Annotated in this window: 15 protein-coding genes and 1 tRNA gene; 5 read left to right on the top strand and 11 right to left on the bottom strand. The window is 43.5% G+C overall.

The window, feature by feature from the left end; translation table 11 throughout:
- Positions 1-48: 48 nt before the first annotated feature.
- The 7 genes from CXF60_RS08295 to speB all read right to left on the bottom strand — a co-directional run bounded on the left by CXF60_RS08295 (position 49) and on the right by speB (position 9,185).
- Positions 49-1,455, bottom strand: a complete 1,407-nt coding sequence (locus CXF60_RS08295; protein WP_102091557.1) for a YjiH family protein — start codon at positions 1,453-1,455, stop codon at positions 49-51.
- Entirely contained in the window at positions 1,436-3,274 is a 1,839-nt protein-coding gene (dld, locus tag CXF60_RS08290; protein ID WP_102091556.1) for a D-lactate dehydrogenase, read from the bottom strand. The genes CXF60_RS08295 and dld overlap by 20 nt, the downstream gene beginning before the upstream one ends.
- Positions 3,275-3,379: 105 nt before the next feature.
- Positions 3,380-5,101 (bottom strand): 5-guanidino-2-oxopentanoate decarboxylase, encoded by a 1,722-nt coding sequence (locus CXF60_RS08285; RefSeq protein ID WP_102091555.1) that lies wholly within the window; start codon positions 5,099-5,101, stop codon positions 3,380-3,382.
- 92 nt (positions 5,102-5,193) lie between these two features.
- On the bottom strand, positions 5,194-5,937 hold the full coding sequence (locus tag CXF60_RS08280) for an MBL fold metallo-hydrolase (protein ID WP_102091554.1): 744 nt from the start codon (positions 5,935-5,937) through the stop codon (positions 5,194-5,196).
- Positions 5,934-6,725, bottom strand: a complete 792-nt coding sequence (locus CXF60_RS08275) for a carbon-nitrogen hydrolase family protein (RefSeq protein ID WP_228707083.1) — start codon at positions 6,723-6,725, stop codon at positions 5,934-5,936. The genes CXF60_RS08280 and CXF60_RS08275 overlap by 4 nt, the downstream gene beginning before the upstream one ends.
- A gap of 5 nt (positions 6,726-6,730) precedes the next feature.
- Entirely contained in the window at positions 6,731-8,077 is a 1,347-nt protein-coding gene (locus CXF60_RS08270) for a purine-cytosine permease family protein (protein ID WP_102091552.1), read from the bottom strand.
- Positions 8,078-8,216: 139 nt separating this feature from the next.
- The gene (gene speB, locus CXF60_RS08265; protein WP_057760617.1) at positions 8,217-9,185 is read right to left on the bottom strand and encodes an agmatinase; all 969 of its coding nucleotides are present in this window, start codon (positions 9,183-9,185) and stop codon (positions 8,217-8,219) included.
- A gap of 212 nt (positions 9,186-9,397) precedes the next feature.
- Between speB and CXF60_RS08260 the strand changes: the two genes are divergently transcribed.
- A complete protein-coding gene (locus CXF60_RS08260) occupies positions 9,398-10,300 on the top strand; it encodes a LysR family transcriptional regulator (RefSeq protein ID WP_228707077.1) in 903 nt (300 codons plus the stop codon).
- 16 nt (positions 10,301-10,316) lie between these two features.
- Here the strand turns inward: CXF60_RS08260 and CXF60_RS08255 are convergent, their stop codons facing one another.
- The 3 genes from CXF60_RS08255 to CXF60_RS08245 form a co-directional block, all read right to left on the bottom strand.
- A complete protein-coding gene (locus tag CXF60_RS08255) occupies positions 10,317-12,107 on the bottom strand; it encodes a potassium/proton antiporter (protein ID WP_102091551.1) in 1,791 nt (596 codons plus the stop codon).
- Between the two features lie 279 nt (positions 12,108-12,386).
- On the bottom strand, positions 12,387-12,722 hold the full coding sequence (locus CXF60_RS08250) for a GlpM family protein (protein ID WP_224737711.1): 336 nt from the start codon (positions 12,720-12,722) through the stop codon (positions 12,387-12,389).
- A 191-nt stretch (positions 12,723-12,913) separates the two neighbouring features.
- Positions 12,914-14,584 carry an alpha-keto acid decarboxylase family protein gene (locus tag CXF60_RS08245; RefSeq protein ID WP_102091550.1) on the bottom strand — a complete coding sequence of 557 codons (1,671 nt, stop codon included), beginning with the start codon at positions 14,582-14,584 and terminating at the stop codon, positions 12,914-12,916.
- Between the two features lie 260 nt (positions 14,585-14,844).
- Between CXF60_RS08245 and CXF60_RS08240 the strand changes: the two genes are divergently transcribed.
- Positions 14,845-14,919, top strand: a tRNA-Gly gene (locus CXF60_RS08240).
- A gap of 426 nt (positions 14,920-15,345) precedes the next feature.
- On the opposite strand, the gene CXF60_RS08235 is transcribed toward CXF60_RS08240, so the two are convergent.
- On the bottom strand, positions 15,346-15,570 hold the full coding sequence (locus CXF60_RS08235) for a helix-turn-helix domain-containing protein (protein WP_062844818.1): 225 nt from the start codon (positions 15,568-15,570) through the stop codon (positions 15,346-15,348).
- Positions 15,571-15,766: 196 nt separating this feature from the next.
- Here CXF60_RS08235 and CXF60_RS08230 point away from each other — a divergent pair, with 196 nt between their 5' ends.
- The 3 genes from CXF60_RS08230 to CXF60_RS08220 are packed head-to-tail and all read left to right on the top strand — an operon-like array spanning position 15,767 to position 17,536.
- Positions 15,767-15,982, top strand: a complete 216-nt coding sequence (locus CXF60_RS08230; protein WP_011513303.1) for a hypothetical protein — start codon at positions 15,767-15,769, stop codon at positions 15,980-15,982.
- A 19-nt stretch (positions 15,983-16,001) separates the two neighbouring features.
- Positions 16,002-17,246 (top strand): tyrosine-type recombinase/integrase, encoded by a 1,245-nt coding sequence (locus CXF60_RS08225; protein WP_101205273.1) that lies wholly within the window; start codon positions 16,002-16,004, stop codon positions 17,244-17,246.
- Complete coding sequence (locus tag CXF60_RS08220; RefSeq protein WP_101205274.1) at positions 17,243-17,536, top strand: hypothetical protein; 294 nt, start codon at positions 17,243-17,245, stop codon at positions 17,534-17,536. Before CXF60_RS08225 ends, CXF60_RS08220 begins: the two co-directional genes overlap by 4 nt.
- Positions 17,537-18,213: the final 677 nt, after the last annotated feature.

Raw genomic sequence — 18,213 nt, 5'->3', positions numbered from 1 at the left:
TTGTATATTATCGTCAGGCTAGATGCCTTGTGAATACTAGACACGCCACTAATACAGTAGATGCGCCACAGACGTAATTACTACCAAGCTGATAAGCGTACGAAGGATAAAGATTAAAAATAGCTCTAATACATTTAGCTTAATATTTGATTTCAAAATCAGCGCACCCACTTCAGACATATAGATAATCTGAGTAATTGAGGCAGCACCAACGATGAAACGTGTCATCTCACTTTCAATGCTTTTGCCGACCAATGCTGGCAAGTACATATCTGCAAAGCCCATAATCATGGCAGGTGCAGCCTTTGCCGCCTCTGGAATCTGTAACCATTCAAGTAGTGGTACAAGTGGTGTCGCAAGCCAATTAAAGACAGGCGTGTACTCTGCTAAGCCAAGGCCGATGGTACCGATAGCAAAGATAACAGGAATCAGTCCAAAGTAGATATCAAACAGATTGTGTACGCTGCGTTTGAACACTTTACCTAAGCTTGGCATAGAATGCGCGCGAGTAACCGCACGATTAACTGCCCATTGATACGTTGTATATTCAGCAGGAATACCTTCATCTAGCATGCTTTTGCCAGAGTGATACGTATCAGGCTTAAGTGATAATGGTGGTATACGCGGCATAATAATCGCAGCGATGAAACCGGTTAGCGCAATGGTCAGATAAAAGAAGACGAAGTTATTGTCTACACCGATGGTTTTGGCAACCACATAGGTAAAGGCGATAGAAGTGACTGAAAATGTAGTCGCAATAATGGCGGCTTCACGCTGACTGTAGAAGCTTTTGTCATACTCTTGCATAGTGACTAGCAAGCCGATAGACGCTGCACCAAACCAAGAAGACATTGCATCAACCGCAGAACGACCAGGTAGTTTGAAAAGTTTGATAAACACTTTACTGGCTAAGGTACCCAAAAATTCCATCAAGCCAAAATCAGTCAAAAATGGTAGCGATAAAATGGCAAAGAAAAACAACGGAATCAGAATAGGAATCAAATCTTCGAAAATGACGCCGCCCGTATTACGATTGATAATAAACTCGGGGCCGACTTGTAGGAAAATCATCCAAACAAACAACATACCTAAAAACCGCGTGGACAGCCAAAACCAATCAATATCAAAGAGCTTTTTTACCAATGAATCTTCATGCAAATTGGGCTTTAACGCTTTGACTGCCAGTGCACCAAGAGCGGAGATAGTCACTATCGCCATCGCAATATAGGCTACAAATCCACCTAACACGGTTTGTAGCGTATCGGTCAACACACCCAATAAGATCGTGACTTTACCATCCCACTCAAACGGTATGATAAACAGCGCGATACCTAGTGCTGAAAACAATAGGAACTTCCACATTGCTGCACGCCACTGTCCTGCCTTTGGCGTTTCTGGATCAACCGTATTATTCCCTAAAATCGGCTGCTGCGACTTATCCATGTAACTCGTCATTTAATTTCTCCTTAATGGGCGATGATTGCCAGTTTTTCCATTTCTCTGTCTGACCAATACCTGGGTTGAGCGAATTGGTTGGATCCAGTTTTTTATAAAAATAATGTAGCTCAGTTTTAGCAGGATACACATGCCCCACATTGTGTTCGGCAGGATACTCAATATGACGTTGGTCATAAAATTCCAGCAGGTCTTCCTTGAATTGCTTGGCATTGGTCTTAGGTTTCAATAAATAGTCTTGGTGCATGACATGACAGAAAAAATGCCCCAGATAAAAGGTTTTACTGACTTGTTCTTGTAAATGTTCAGGTAGAGTCTCGTCCCAATCTACAGCATTTCTAGGTAAAGCAATATCGGTCGATAGCAGCTCGCCAAACTTATCTTGATTTAAATTATGATAACGAAACATGGCAGCGGTCGCGGCACTGCGAAATACCAACAGTGATTGCGATTCAAGCTCTGTACACACATGCAGCGCACCTTGATATTGCTGTAGATGATTTTGCAAAAAATCCTGCGCAGCGGCGATATTGTTGCCATCAGTTTTATTAGAATCTTTATCTGAATTTTTATTGGTGCCATTATTAGAGTCGTTATCAAAACCATCTGCGACTTTTATAATCAAATGGTATTTATATGAGCATGCCTGCGTGGTCAAAGTGGCTGGTAATGACGGCGGCATAAACCTAGATGTCATCTGTAATATCCGATCTAGCAGCGTTTTTGGAAGATGCCACTTATCCAAATAGTAGCCAACCTTTGCTTGCAGTCGATATAGCGACCCTATCTTGCTGGCAGGGAGCTTACGCATACTCAAGCAAGTGTCTCGGCCATAGTGCATAGTAATGTCGTTATAGTCTTTATGCATATACTCAGCCGACACAGGCAATTTCAACTCGCTTTGTAACCATTGTTTTCTAAGTGTGGTCAAGGTATCAGCGTCGTTGGTCGAGATATAAAATGTTTGCTCTCGCTTGGGTTTGACAAAGGTCGCCACTCTCACTGCAAACACGATGACCTTGCCAGCCGAACCAGATGCTTCGTACAGACCGCTGGGATCGTTGTTAAATCTAGCAGGTGTCTCTGCCTCACAATCACGGACTTTGTGTTGATAATGATGGTTGGTGCAGGCGTTACTGTTGCTCGTGCTATTTGAAGCTTTATTAAACGTGCCAGCTTGCAGGTTCTCTAGCATTTCCTCTGGATGCGACCCCAAATCCAGTCCTAAGTGATTGATTAACTCAAACACTCCTGAGTCATTGCGTCTGGCAAATAATGCCATTTCAGTATAGGCAGGTCCACGCTGCACCAACATCCCGCCTGAACTGTTACAGATGCCGCCTATCACCGATGCTCCCACACAACTAGAGCCCAGTACTGAATGCGGCTCACGCCCTAATGGCGCAAGTGTGGACTCTAATTGCTGCAAAGTAGCGGCTGGCAAAGCAACCAGTTCTGCTGCATCATTAAGTAAATGCACGCCGCCCAATAACTGCATAGAGATTACGACTAGCGGCCTGTCATACTCTCCATTCGGTGTTGAGCCACCTGTTAGGCCTGTATTGGCCGCTTGAGCAATGATAATCACATCAAAAGTGGCACAGATATTAATGACGCGCCATAGTGCCACAAGAGAGTGCGGTATCACAACTGCGATGGTAGCGTCTGTGACAGCCTCAATCGCACCTTGCACATAAGACTGCTGTTGGCTAAGTTTTGTCAATACATTGGTCGTACCAACGACAGCAGCAAGCGCCGTCAACAAACGCAGCATTTGCTTATGTCTACTTTCTGACATTTCTCTAGCATTTGGCGTCATGGACGTGCTTCCTTGCGTCACCAGCGTTTGTCATTTTTTTGTCGTTTTTTAGAACTGTGACTATCAGTTTCGTTATTATCCGTGGCATTAGCGCCAATATTACTATTAACTAAAATAAGTCACTGTCTTGGCCATTTCTTTTAGAAAGTCGTCTGCTTCATCAATCTCATAAATGATTGGCTGTTTACCCTTCGTGTCTGTCTTTAATGCGTCTAGCAATTGCTGCTTATCAGTAATTCTACGATAGCCAGCGCCAAACCCTGCTGCTAGTGGCTCAAAGTTTGGCGTTTTGATATTGACGCCAATCAGTGGTAAACCGCCCTCTTCCATGTAACGACGAATCTCACCGTAGCCTTGGTTGTTCCATAATAAAACGATCAATGGTAGCTCAAGCTCGGCTGCGCAGATGAGCTCGGCAATCGTAAACTGAATACCGCCATCACCCATTAGACTGACGACAGGTAGGTTTGAGCCAACCATGGCCCCAATAGCAGCAGGCAAACCATAGCCTAATGTGCCAAAACCTGTTGAAGAATTAAACCATTTACGCGTCGCAAAGGCTTCAAGACCAAGGTTGCCACTATAGACAGGCTGCGTTGAATCACCAACGAAAATGACGTCTTCTACCTCGTCTCTAATCAGCTTTAGTAATGCATTCTGACCCGCAAAGTCTGTCGTTACATCCTTCAAGATGGCTTGTTTTGCCTCATTGACACGTGACAGTGCTTGATGATCGAATGTCTGACCTTCTAAGCGATCACATAAACCACTAATCGCCATCTGTGCGTCAGACAGTACCGCAATGTCTGCTCTAAATGGACGCTGCAATTGCTGGGTATCACAGTCGATACGTACTAGCGTGCCATTTATCTTAAACTCACCATTAAAGAACACATCATAGTCAGTTTCGCCAAGCTCAGTACCAATCGCTAACACCCAGTCGGCCTCGGTAATCACGGCTCGGCCTGCGTCTAATGACTGGTTGCTACCCAAACTTAGTGGATGACCAGGTGGCAGCAAGCCTTTGGCATTAATTGTCAAAAACGTTGGCGCATCTATCAACTCTGCCAATCGCTGTGCATCGTGATCGACATCGACGCAGCCGCCTCCATAAAGTATTACAGGATTTTTCGCGGTTTGTAATGACTGTACAATTAGGTCTAATTGCGTAGGATTCGGCAATGGTCTTGTGACCTGCGGTAGGATCACACTATTTGTACCAACTTCGCTATTTGCTACAGCATTTAAACTAGATGGCTTAGCAACATGGCTAGCATCAGCAGTGATGACATCAATAGGTAGCTGAATATGTACTGGCCCCGGACGTGCACCGTTAAATAAAGCAAAAGCTTCTGCAATGACTTTCGGTAGCGATTCAGGTTGCCAAATGGTCTTACTCGTCAATGCTACTTTACTAATCATGCCTTGCTGATCATGCAACTCATGCAAATGCCCTTCGCCACTACCCGTGTCTTTGACTTTATTGACACTAGAAATCACTAGCATCGGTATCGAATCAGCCAGTGCCTGCGCCATCGCCGTCATAATGTTGGTCATGCCAGGGCCAGTAATGATGAAACATACGCCAATCTTGCCAGAGGCACGATAATAGCCGTCTGCCATAAACCCAGCACCTTGTTCATGACGCGGTGTCACATGACGAATATTGGTATTTGGCAGACCGCGATATAGCTCTACCGTGTGTACACCAGGGATACCAAAAACGGTCTCTACACCATAATACTCTAGCCACTGCACCAATAGCTCACCGCAGGTCAATGATGATGTGTCAGACAAAGAAGAAGGCGTTTGCGTCAATTGGGTCATGGGTCAGTCATCCTAAAAAATATAATTAGTATTAAGTTAAAATTTTTATATTGGCTAATAATTTATTTTTAATCGTTATTAAATGCTATTCATTACAAGTCATGGTGCCGTAACCAATCATCAATCATGATGTTTAAGCGTTTACCTGAAAAGCTAGGGAAATGACCACCATGAACGACACGCACCGGCAGTGCATTTAAACGGCGCATACTCTTGGCGTAGTCAGCCATGTTGCTGTGCCACGTATCTTCAATTAATGGGCCATCATAGATAAGGTCACCAGAAATCAGTGTTTCGCTAGCAGCTTCCCACAAGGCGATACCACCTGGAGAATGGCCTGGCGTATGAATCACTTCAAATTGACGATTGCCCAAATCAATCACGTCACCATCTTCAAGCTGCATAATTTTCGCTGGTGCAGCAATTTTATAACCGCAATGGGCATAAGGTTCAGGCGGTAGCGCGTCAAACATCTCATCGTTAACAAACATATCTGCCAAAGTACGAGCATTATCTGGTTCAGCTAAGATGTGTGCTTCAGCAGAATGGACATGACAGCAGTCAAATTCATTTGCTGCGCCAATATGGTCAAAATGGGTGTGACTGGCAACACCAACAATATCGCGATCAGCGAGCAAAGCAACATGGCGGCGCAATGGTACAGCACCTAACCCAAAATCTACTAATAAATCACGTTCGCTACCCCGTACGTGCCACAGATTGCAGCGGAAAAACGGCTTAATCCATGGCTCGTCAATAAGTGTGATTCCGTCACTGAGCGTGGTGGTTCGATACCAATTTTCTGGTTTGATTCGAGGTAATGACTGCTCACTCATAAGTCAGCTCCATTAACGACATGAGTATCTTTAAGAACACGCAGGTCCTTAAGATAATTTTGGTGCATGCGACTCTCGTCAATACAGGCAAGATCAATATCTACTATCATCGTGCCAGCGGACAAACCAAGCCTTCCGATTACTTCGCCATCGGGACCAGCGACGATACTATTACCACAGTAATGAAGGGTGTCTTCTACGCCTGAGCGGTTGATACAAGCAACAAAGCATTGATTGTCCATGGCACGAGCGCTTATTTGAAGTACCTGACGTTCGGCATTTGGCAACATATTTGCTGTCGGTGACAGTATGACCTCTGCCCCTGCTTGTGCCAGTTCTCTTGCCACTTCTGGGAACTCATTATCGTAGCAAATCATCAATCCTAATTTACCGAATCGAGTGTCAACCACGCAGGACTTTTTACCTGCTGTAAAGAACTCGTTTTCACGATCCCATAAATGACGCTTGTTATCAGTCGCAAGGTGTTGCCCATTGTCATCTAGCAGTATGGCAGAGTTGCTTAACTCCCCATTAGACTGGCGCTCAGCGAGACCAAACAATAGATGCAAGTTATATTTATCAGCAAGTCTCGCTGCCTCAGTGACAATTGGACCATCGATAGTTTGCGCTAAGCGATCAAGATGCTCAAAGATGTTGTAGCCTGTGAATGCAAGCTCTGGCAACGCGATCAGATCTACTTTTGCCTCTACTGCTAAGCGGCAAAGCGACTCTAAAGCTTCTAGATTGGCAGGCGCTTCAGCCAGTAAAGGGCTGGTTTGAGCAATCATCAATTTCACAATGAGGGCTCCTTTTGAGCTGAAGTGACAGCGCTATTAGGACGAGTAAACAGAGTCGCACCTAACCAATAAAGTCCACCAGTAATAATAAAGACAGGTAATGAAGCACCGAAAGATGGAGGCGCTATCAAAGTCCAGTATGCGGCAAGCGCTGCACCGATTAGATATGCTGCGATAGCAATCTTTGCAGTAGGACGGCCTAACTGTTTGGTAGAGTCAAGCAGCTTTGCGGTATAGCCTTCTTGACCAACAAGGTAATAATCGACAATCATGACTGAAAATGCTGGGATAAATAGTGCACCTACGATCAATAAGAAGTTTTGGAATTGGTCTAAAATACCTGGTATCAGCGCCCCAAAGATAGTGACCAAACCAATGATAAGTGCAGGTTTCCAAAAGCTCATGTTAGGAGCGATGTTCATGCAGGATAGCGTTGCGCTATAGACTGCCATTACATTGGTGGTCATAACTGAAAAGAAGATAACTAGCGCAGCTGGCAAACCAAAACCAAAGTCAGCAAGCAGACGAGTCGGATCGTAAGTCTGTTCCATACCGTTTAAGATAGAAAGCCCTGATATCGTCGCACCCAAACCCATAGCAACAATAGCCGCCATGATGTAGCCAAAGTAAGTACCCCATACGGCAATCTTTGAAGTCTTACAGTTACGGTTGTAATCAGCTGCCGAAGACATCCAAGAGAACGCAGTGGCAATGACGATATCAAATGCGATACCTAGCGTAATACCATTACGTGATTCAACTGGCATCTCAAACAGTGTCGATACATCATAATGTTGGTTTAGCTGATAAAGCACGACGACCGTAAGACCTGCCATGGCTAGTGCCGCCCAGCGTTCGACAAGCTCAATACCGAGGTGACCGCGTAGCACAATTAGCACCACGACTGTCTCACACAAGATCACAAATAGTGGTAGGTTGCTATAACCCGTGGTAGCCTCAATCGCGTAATTCAGACTCATGCCAGCGAGCAGCGCCTGAATACAGCTCCACGCAATGAGCACACCCATGTTTACCAGTGAAATCAACTGGCTACCAAGTGGTCCATAAGCTCTACGTGTCAGCGCCATCGATGGTAGGCCGGTACGCTGGCCCATCAAGCCAACCAAAAGCAGTGGAATTGCACCGATTAAAGAACCAATGAGTACAGTCGTTATAGCAGTGGTAAATCGTAGATCTGGTACCAACAACATCCCAGTTAAGATGGTCGTGACTACGATATTGGCACCAAACCACAGTGCAAACGTACCAATTGAACCCAAACTGTGTCCAGCTTCATTTGGAGAAAGCGTATCTTGACCAAAAAATGAAGAAGGTTTACTCATTAGTGTCTTCCTTAACCGAGTTATATTAATACCAGTCATTGCACTGGTGCCGATAAAGCTACTTTATGCTCCACATCTAACCAATAAAAGACTGTTAATAACCCATTCCTTTCACGGTTATCATGTTGAGATATAACGACTAGTAAACCGCCTTAACCTTGTCGTCATAGCGTACGCCCGGCAGGATACATAGCATCTCAAACAATAAATTCGCCGCCAATACCGAGGTATTACCGAATGGATCATACGGTGGTGATACTTCAACTAAGTCCCCACCTACCACGTCTAGGCCACGCATACCGCGAATGATTTCGATACCTTGAGTAGAGGTCAGACCACCGATTTCAGCAGTGCCCGTACCTGGGGCAAATGCAGGATCAATACCGTCGATATCGAAGCTCAAGTAGACAGGACCATCACCTAGCTTTTCACGTACTTCAGCCATGAGCGGTGTTAGCGATTTGTACCAGCACTCCTCAGCAGGTACCACGCGGAATCCCTGTTCAGTTGACCAGTCAAACTCTTCTGCGCTATAGCCTGTACCACGTAGACCAATCTGTACCACACGATTGCCATCAATTAGGTTTTCTTCAACAGCGCGGCGGAACGGCGTACCATGAGCGATTTTTTCGCCAAACATATCATCATTGATATCAGCATGAGCATCGATATGTACCATGCCGACAGGACCATGTTTTTTGGCAAGTGCACGTAGGATAGGTAACGCGATAGTATGATCGCCGCCTAGTGTTAGAGGAATCGCGCCGTGTTTGACGATTTTATCGGTATAGAATTTTTCGATGATATCAACGCTTTTTAGCAGGTTGAATGTGTTGATAGGCACATCACCGATATCAGCGACTTGTAATGATTCAAAAGGCGCAGCACGAGTGGCCACATTGTAAGGACGAATCATTCTTGACTCATCACGAATCTGTCTAGGACCCAATCTAGCCCCGCTACGGTTGGATGCACCGATATCTAAAGGGACACCAACAAATGCCACATCTAACCCTTCAGCATCAGCTTGAGTCGGCAAGCGCATCATAGAAGCGAAGCCACCAAATCTTGGCATGTCATTGCCGCTTAATGGTTGATTAAATGTCATAGGTTACTTCCTTGCTTATTTGGTTTAAGTACACAATTTGCTACATGTCATTGACAATACATAAATATAAGAGAAGGAACCATGGTAAAATTTAGAAGTAAACTTCTATTTTTTCGTAGTAAAATGCGCTTATAAGTTATTATCAGAAGTTTAGGAAACGCAATGTCGATTCAAAAAGAGATAATGTTGATTGAGTGAATAAGGAGCCACTTTTGATATTGGATGAACTGATAAAAATAGACATCAAAACGCTACGCAGCTTTATGGCTATTGTAGAGTGTCAAGGCGTAACTGCTGCCCAGTCGCGTTTAAATGTCACAACCTCTGTCATTAGTGGGCATTTAACCCACTTAGAAGACCGCTTAGGGATGACACTATGTCACCGTGGTCGAGCAGGATTTAAACTGACAGAAGATGGTGCTGCTGTTTACGAGGCTTGTTTGGGCTTTACCGAATCGGTCGCCAGCTTTCAACATCAGCTGCATTATATTAGACAACTAGACTCAGTCCACGGCGGGCACATTAGGCTTTGCTTGATTGATCAGATGCCCAAGTTTTTTTATGACGCACTTAGACAACGTCTAGCCAACAGCTACCGTAATAACCCGTTAATACACTTTTCTATCGACGTACAAAGTCCTGAGAGCATGTTAGAAAAGCTCTTAAGTAACGAGAGTGACATTGGCGTGGGTTATTTTGGCAGCTTTCCACCTTTACTGACTTTTAAGCCGGCATTTGTTGAAAAGCAAGTGGTCTGTTGTGGTCGCGAGCATAGATTGTTTTACAACTCAGAAGGATTAACTTTTGAGGATTTAGAACAGAACTATCCGTGGATAAAAAGAGGCTATGTGGTCGAGCATCATATCAATCATATTCGCCCCAAGACGTTAAGCGCGACTACTTATCATATGGAGGCGACAGCGCAGCTTATCCTTGCAGGCCACCATGTTGGCTACTTGCCGCGTGATTTAGCGAAGCGTTATGAGGGTATGGGACTGATGAAAATACTACTGCCTGATGAAGCAAGCTATGATGTCGAGCACCATTGGGCATATCGGGAAAATCAGCCTAAACAAGCGGCTGACTTTTTGAATAAGATGATGAACTTGCTATAGGATACCACTAGATTTATTACAATACTACAGACGGTTGTTGGTACTTTAGACCGATGGTTCTTAGCTTCCCTTTGTCATCGACTTCCTTAATAACGAGCGACCATTCATCACTTATTACAACGATATCGCCTGACACTGGCGCTGTACCTAAATGTGATTTCACGTACTCGGCCACCGTCTGCTCCCACATGTTTTTTGCGCTGTCTTCATCGGACGTTTTCAGTGTTTTTACCAATGTCTCAGATGCCATGATTCCTGTAAAAAACGGCAAATCACCAAGCTTAACACTCGGTGATAGCAACCAATCGCCATAGAAATCATCGATAGCTTTGCGATCTAATGTCGTGTCATTAAAAATCTTGGCAATTTTGCTAGCGTGATTACCTCTCATCGCATACCAGACACTGTCGCCGAATTTTAGCTTTGTATTGTCATCGACTACTACGATTTGCTGGTTACGGACTAGCGCAAAGACACTGATTTCATCTGGATTGATGCCTTTGGAGATACCCATAGGATGACGCCCAATGGCAAATGCGCCCGACTTTGCCTCAAACTCATACAGCGTGATACTGGCCTTATCGGATACCCAGACTTCATGCTCTTCTTTGGGGTCTTTATTAGTTGGGATACGTACTTTAAATAGATTTGCCATCGTCGGGATGGTCGTACCTTGCAAAATTAGCGATAGTACTACGACGCCAAAGGCAATATCAAACAACATAAAAGCGTTATCTATCCCCGCCATGACTGGCAAGATAGCAAGCGTAATAGGTACTGCACCGCGTAGACCAACCCAAGAGATAAACCCAATCTCTCTGTCTTTAAATTTGAAAGGTTTTACGCTGGTATAGACGGCAATAGGACGCGCGACAAAGATCATAAAGAGCGCGATTGCAACCGAATAATGCCAGACATTGAGGACGTTTGACGGAGTGACCAATAGTCCCAATACCACAAACAGTACGGCCTGAGACAGCCAAGCAAAGCTGTCCATCACTCGCATGACATGCTCTGTCGAGCGCACCTTGTGGTTACCGATTAACACACCAGTGAGGTATACCGCCAAAAATCCACTGCCGCCAATAAGGTTGGTCGCAGCGAACACAGCCAAGCCAGCAGAGAGAATCAAAATGGCGTACATGCCTTCTGCCAAATGCACCTTGGGCAATAATCGGGATAGAAAATAACCGAACAATAAGCCCATACCTAGCCCAAAGCTCAGCTGCTGTAACAATAAAACTAAAAAGCCAAATACTGTCTGACCATCAGGATCAACATTTAAGGCAATTAAACCAGTGACTAATAAAATAGCCAAGGGATCGTTGGCACCAGACTCAAGTTCAAGCGTGGCTTGTACACGGTCATTAAGCTTGACGCCGCCATTACGTAATAGAGAAAATACCGCTGCTGCATCGGTTGAGCCGACAATCGCTGCCATCAGTAGACCAAAGCGCCAATCGACATCAAGTAGCCAAGTGACAAAGACCCCTAGCACCATGACCGTGACCAACACGCCCCACGTGGCCAGCGTAATCGCAGGTTTTAGCCCTACTCGGAACGATTTAAAGGACGTACGTAAACCACCATCTAGCAAGATACAGGCTAATGCGGCCTGCCCAACGAAATTGGCTAGCGCATATTGAGAGAACTCAATACCCAAGATACCCTGCTCGCCTGCCAACATACCCACTATCAAAAACAGCAACAACAATGGTACGCCTAAGCGCGCCGATAATGTACTCGCCATGATACTGGCGAAAATTAGTACTGCGCCTACGAGATACAGGATATTTAAGGTATCCATTTTTTTTGAGCCCTATTTTTTATTATTAAGAATAGTAATTGATTGCGATGGGGTTTTCGTTATCTTGCTGTTAGTAGATATTACACCAGTGAGCCTATCATAAGCGGCCATTATTCAAAATATGAATGACCATTATTTATGGCGATATTAGCATCATCGTCAGAACTAGCAGCCAATACAAAGTCAATAAAAAATACTTCAATAAAAAACGCTCAAATATTAAAGTGAAGCCTGCAAAACAATATTGCTATGCTAAAAGAGTTTACGTCTTAATATTACTTAACCTTGAATGTATTGCCATGTCAGTACCAGAATCGCAGCCGCAACCGTCCAAGCGACTACGCCTAATAGCAATGCCTTATATAAGCTCATATAACTGATGCTAAAAAACACCACAAAGGTATAAATTAAATGCGGTATGACGCCAAGCATACTGAATATCAACGCGACCTTTAAATCAGCAGGACTGCGCTCAGTACCAACGATAAAGTGACTGATTAACGTAAAGGTGGGGAATAGTGGCGCAAGTGCCGCCAAATAGAAAAATCGGGTTTGGGCGAACATTTGAATCGCCAGTACCATCAATGCGCCGATAAGCATTTTTAACCAAATCACGACGGGTCCATCTCCTGTTGAGTATAAAGGCTGAACGTAGCCCAATCCGCCATGATACTAAAGTCTGCAAACTGACATAAGAGCAATCACTGATTAATTAATTCGTATGATAAAAAAAATGCAAAAACCCCATCTAGCTATTTCGCTAAATGGGGCTATTCACTTCTATTGAGTAAGCTTTTACGAATTACTTAATCTTTTTTCGGTTTTAGTGCCGCGCTGATGTCTGCTAGCAATGGTGGGATATCATGCTTGTCTGCAATTACCTCAATCATTATAAGCTTATCGGTAGTCGCAGCAGCTTTGTCGAAAGCAGATTTTAGCTCGCCTGCTGTCTCTGCTTTGAGTAATACGCTATTTTCTTCTGTCGCGCCGAAAGCTCGCGGCATGATTTGCCAATCGCATTTAGGAATATCGTTATAGTACTGGTTTTCGCCACGAATCGCGCGCTCTACCGTATAACCGTCATTGTTGATTAAAACGATTACAGGATTGATACGCTCTTGAATCATGACCGCCAACTCTTGGATCGTTAGCAATGCTGAACCATCCCCAATCAATAACACGCTACGTTTATCTGGCGATGCGATTGCGGCGCCCAAGCTGGCAGGTAACGTGTAGCCAATTGATCCCCACATCGGCTGCCCATATGACGTCACCCCTTCTGGCAGACGCACATCACTGATACCAAAATAAGCCGTGCCTTGTTCAGAAAACACCAAGTTATTGTGATCTAAGCGGTCAGCGATAATATGCCATAAATCATCTTGGCGGATAGCCTCACTGTCTTTGCCTTTTTGTTCGTGCGGCTTAACTTCTTCACAGAAAGGTTTTGGCACGATATTAATGCCAGAAGTCATCACTTCATGCAGTGCTTGCAACGCATCTTTTAGCGCAATCGGTGCAAAGTTCTTACCACTGATAGAAGCACGCTCATAATGCAAGTCTACGACCACATCTTCATTGATATCTTGGCTAAACCCTGCGGTAGTAGTATCAGTATATTGCACGCCTACTTTGATGAGGCATTCGCAGTTTTCTACCGCATCTTTCACAATTGGACGCGAAGCAACACCCGCATAAGTGCCTGCCCAACGATCGCTATTTTCATCAAGCAGCGTCTTGCCCCAAGATAGCGTGGTATAAGGAATATCTGTATCAGCAATCAGTGCTTTGAGCTGTGACTGTAAGCCCAAACGATGCACCATCAAATCTGCCATCAGTGTCGTGGTCTTATTTGGCAAAAACTCGGTTAGTGCTTGCTTGAAATCTGATAATGCCGCTTGGCTAGTAATGTCTTCTTGGCTATCGATCAGCTTGGTCGTTGGTGGATAGATAGGCTGACGAGCAACATCTGGTGATAATAGTAAGTAACCTGGGCGATGCTTTTTGAGAATTAAGCGAATCACTCGATCAATTTCTGAAGCAGCATTTTCAGGAGTGAGTTGCGCTCGTGCTACCGTCACAGGCTCGACCATCTTAATAAAATGATTGAATACGCCATCACCAAGCGAATGATGAATACGGCGCTTTGAATCTTGTAGCGCTGTGCTTGGTGCACCGACGATATGCAATACCGGTGCGTACTCAGCAAAAGAACCTGCGGTCGCGTTAATCGCTGACAGCTCGCCCACGCCAAAAGTCGTCACCATGGCGGCAAATCCACGCTCGCGTGCATAGCCATCGGCAGCATAGCCAGCATTTAGCTCATTGGTGTTACCCACCCAGCGTAGCTTGTCAGAGGCGAGAACGTTATCCAAAAAAGTTAAGTTAAAATCACCAGGTACGCCAAATATCTCAGAGGCACCCGCTTCTGCGACACGATCAAACAAATAATCAGCGATGGTATATTGTTGACTCATTTTTTATCCTTATGACTTATCTTGGTAAGTATTGATAATTGTGAATGTGATTACGATTAAATTATAAAGTGCGTCCCAGCTTATTTATGTACTACAAAGCTTTTGGAATACATATTATAATAAACCGTTATAACATATATCTATGGCCAGAAGACACGCCTATTTTAATAACTTCAATTTTTTTCGTCATAGGTGTTGACACCTAAAAAAAACTGCGTATAATACGCCTTCATCAACTGACGATAGTTAATTGATAATTAGCGGGAATAGCTCAGTGGTAGAGCATAACCTTGCCAAGGTTGGGGTCGAGAGTTCGAATCTCTTTTCCCGCTCCAAATATTAAGAAAGCCTCACTTAACAGTGAGGCTTTTTTTTGTCCAATTTTTAAGGGCTACAGAGTTTTTCAGTATTAGCTATTCAGTCTAATTGCTAAGTTTATCTAATATATTAAAAGCTCAAAAATCAGTACCGTGACCAAAACGTGACCATTTCGTGCCCACGCTATAAACACTGATTTCGTAATTGACCCCAACTTATTATTCTTATATTTATAAAAAGTGATGCTAAGAAATATTTTTTTAACATCGCTTTTCCTTTTTTACTGCTTTTGTATATTGAGCTCATAGCGTGACCAAAACGTGACCAAATCATGAAAAATTAAGTTTTAAAAATAACCCCAACCTTAATTTTAGGCCTTGAAACGTCATATATAAGGCTTTACCACTTATTCCTCTGCGCATCTTTTTCAATTTTGTAGGTCCTCAAGACTCTTCATCATCTTTATTATTTGGCTTATAAATAAATAAGTCACCCACCTGCACATCTAAAAACTCACATAACTGGTCGATGGTATTGAAGTCAATTCTTGATGACTCTTCATTGTATAGCTTATGAAGTGTTGATTTACTCATACCTGTTGCTCTTACAACATCCGCTACACGCAATTTTTTCTCTGCCAAAATAACAGGAAGTTTAGACACAATCATAAAAATTACCTCTTTTCGGGTAAAAATGCTTTACATTGCAGTAAAAAGGTAATATATTACACAAATCGGTTACTAATTACCTTTAAGCGGGTAAATTATAACTGATTCCTTCAAGATGCATTTTTACAGGTTGATAAAATAATTTTTATTCTATCACTTAATGCAATGACTTAATAACTGAAAAGAGGTAAACACCATGAGTAATACTTATTTAACAACTGATGAGTTAGCCGAACGCATCAAGTACGACGCACGTACTATCCGCAATCAAATGAAAGATACCGTTTTGATTGAAAACATTCACTACATACGCCCTTTTGGTGGTCGTAAGATTTTGTACGTATGGGAGCGTATCGAGGAAGACATGTGCAAGCCGGTTATGAGCGCTATCAACGGTATGGCACTTCAATAAAAAAATAAGGAGATTTACTATGGCTACTATGCGAGGACGGTTTGGTAAGCTGGTCGTTGACTTCCGCTACTTAGGTAAGCGCTGTCGAGAAAAGACCAGTTTAGAAGACAACCCAGCTAATCGTAAAAAATTAGCGCAAGTCATGAAAAAAATGGAAGCAGAAATAACTTTAGGCATCTTTGACTATGCTGCTTACTTCCCAAAGAGTGAACGAGCCCAGGAGATGACGGCATTGGCTGATAGAGCCGAAGCTTGTATCAGTCGTAATCCGACCTTTAAGGAGTTTTCGGAAACATTTTTTGAGGAGAGGAAGATTGAATGGCGACCGAGCTATCGGCAAAAAATAAAGATTATTTTGAATAAGTATTTATTACCTGAGTTTGGTGGTAAAGCGGTACATGCCATAAAAAAACCAGACTTGCTGACCTTCCGTAGCTCCCTCGCCAAAGTTTGTTACGGTAAAGATGGTCAGTCAAGTCTGTCAGTAGCACGGATCAACCAGATCATGATACTTCTTCGTATGATACTAGAAGAAGCATCAGATCGCCATGAGTTTGAGATGCCTTATAAAAATATTAAGCATCTCAAACAAGCTCGTCCGGATGTAAACCCGTTTACATTGAGTGAGGTATGGCTGATTTTAAAGCATGTTCGAGCTGATTATAAGCCCTACTACACTATTCGCTTCTTTACAGGAATGCGTACCAGTGAAATAGATGGGCTGAAGTGGGATTGCATTAATTTTGATCGCCGTGAGATTAGTATAAGAGAGGCATTAGTTAATGGTGAGATGGGTCCGACTAAGACATTAGGCTCACAACGTGATATTGCGATGTCACAGTTAGTGTATGACGCACTGCAAGACCAGAAGGCACGCACCTTTGGCAAGTCAGAGTTTGTGTTTTGCAATTCACAAGGCAATCCACTGGAGTATCGTAATGTGAATAGACGGGTATGGAAACCCACACTTGCCCTACTCGGACTTAAGCACAGGCGTGCTTATCAGACTCGGCATACCGCAGCGACGCTTTGGCTCGCTGCTGGTGAGAATCCTGAGTGGATAGCTCGTCAGATGGGTCACAGTAGTACGGAGATGCTGTTTCGTGTGTATAGCCGTTATGTGCCTGATATCACCCGTCAAGATGGCTCAGCGATGGATAACTTGCTCTTAGCGAGTAAGGAGAAGTTAACCAGCGCATCGAATAGCTCTGACACTGAAGCACTAATCACGAATGCAAAAACTGACAAGGAGACGTCACAATGAAAATCATCAATTATGAGGAGCTGTTTGGTGAGTTTAAACCTGACGGTGCAATCAGTGTAGATGCAAATCTGATCGCCAATGCATTGATGCGAGAGTTGTACGTTCCATCGGGTCATAACCTCGCTCGCTTCTTGGGAGTGAAACGGTGCTTTAATAACGATATGGCGATGCGGGTATGGGTGCAGAAGCGCTTGGATGCTCAAGATGGGTACTTTATAAAAGATATGAGCAGTCAGCTTCAAAGCGAGCTTTATGAGCTATTACCGCACTCTGATTATGGAAGCTACTGAGGAGAATATTATGAGTGTGTAACTTCAGCCTAATATGACGCATAGCCCATATGATATCAAAATATGTGAGGATTACTGGGCATATGATAATCAGAGCGGCTTTATTAAACATGTGAAGACGCTTTGTGAGAAATATGAGGTAAATCCTCAAGTACTCTTTGAGACAGTTGCTCAATGTTATGCCTACTTGGACGATGTTGTGTGTGAGTACTGCGGTTATGCTTGTCCAATTGAAGTACCTGCTGATATTCGTTATATGTGCGCAAAAGATAGTTGGTTATGCGCAATATGTGAACATGCTTTATGGCGGACAGATAAAGAAAATAAATAAATGTTAACTATCAAAAAAGCCAGACAGCTTAAATTGTCTGGCTTTTTTGATGGTTAAACATATATCAATATAAATAATTATCAAAATTCGTCTTTTCGGGGGAGATTCGGCTTCTATAAAACTTTAGAGTAAGTACTGTCATTATCTTAATTCTAATCACTTCAAGTGGAAATATCCATGAATAATAAAAACCAACCTAAAAGAGAGCTGGTCGTAAACTGGCACATTACCGAGGCTTGCAATTATAAATGTAGTTACTGCTTTGCCAAATGGAATAGGCAAAAGAACGAAGTTATGAATGACGAAGCAGCTACTATTCGTTTATTAGATGAAATTAGTAAACTAC

Source organism: Psychrobacter sp. 4Bb (genome assembly GCF_002836735.1).
Taxonomy (GTDB): domain Bacteria; phylum Pseudomonadota; class Gammaproteobacteria; order Pseudomonadales; family Moraxellaceae; genus Psychrobacter.
This window is presented reverse-complemented; position numbering and strand designations above follow the sequence as displayed.

Coding starts and splice junctions, on each gene's coding strand:
- CXF60_RS08280 (WP_102091554.1), bottom strand. CDS start 5,937: ATGAGTGAGCAGTCATTACCTCGAATCAAACCAGAAAATTGGTATCGA.
- CXF60_RS08285 (WP_102091555.1), bottom strand. CDS start 5,101: ATGACCCAATTGACGCAAACGCCTTCTTCTTTGTCTGACACATCATCA.
- CXF60_RS08245 (WP_102091550.1), bottom strand. CDS start 14,584: ATGAGTCAACAATATACCATCGCTGATTATTTGTTTGATCGTGTCGCA.
- CXF60_RS08275 (WP_228707083.1), bottom strand. CDS start 6,725: ATGATTGCTCAAACCAGCCCTTTACTGGCTGAAGCGCCTGCCAATCTA.
- CXF60_RS08230 (WP_011513303.1), top strand. CDS start 15,767: ATGAGTAATACTTATTTAACAACTGATGAGTTAGCCGAACGCATCAAG.
- dld (WP_102091556.1), bottom strand. CDS start 3,274: ATGACGCCAAATGCTAGAGAAATGTCAGAAAGTAGACATAAGCAAATG.
- CXF60_RS08295 (WP_102091557.1), bottom strand. CDS start 1,455: ATGACGAGTTACATGGATAAGTCGCAGCAGCCGATTTTAGGGAATAAT.
- speB (WP_057760617.1), bottom strand. CDS start 9,185: ATGACATTTAATCAACCATTAAGCGGCAATGACATGCCAAGATTTGGT.
- CXF60_RS08235 (WP_062844818.1), bottom strand. CDS start 15,570: ATGATTGTGTCTAAACTTCCTGTTATTTTGGCAGAGAAAAAATTGCGT.
- CXF60_RS08225 (WP_101205273.1), top strand. CDS start 16,002: ATGGCTACTATGCGAGGACGGTTTGGTAAGCTGGTCGTTGACTTCCGC.
- CXF60_RS08255 (WP_102091551.1), bottom strand. CDS start 12,107: ATGGATACCTTAAATATCCTGTATCTCGTAGGCGCAGTACTAATTTTC.
- CXF60_RS08270 (WP_102091552.1), bottom strand. CDS start 8,077: ATGAGTAAACCTTCTTCATTTTTTGGTCAAGATACGCTTTCTCCAAAT.
- CXF60_RS08220 (WP_101205274.1), top strand. CDS start 17,243: ATGAAAATCATCAATTATGAGGAGCTGTTTGGTGAGTTTAAACCTGAC.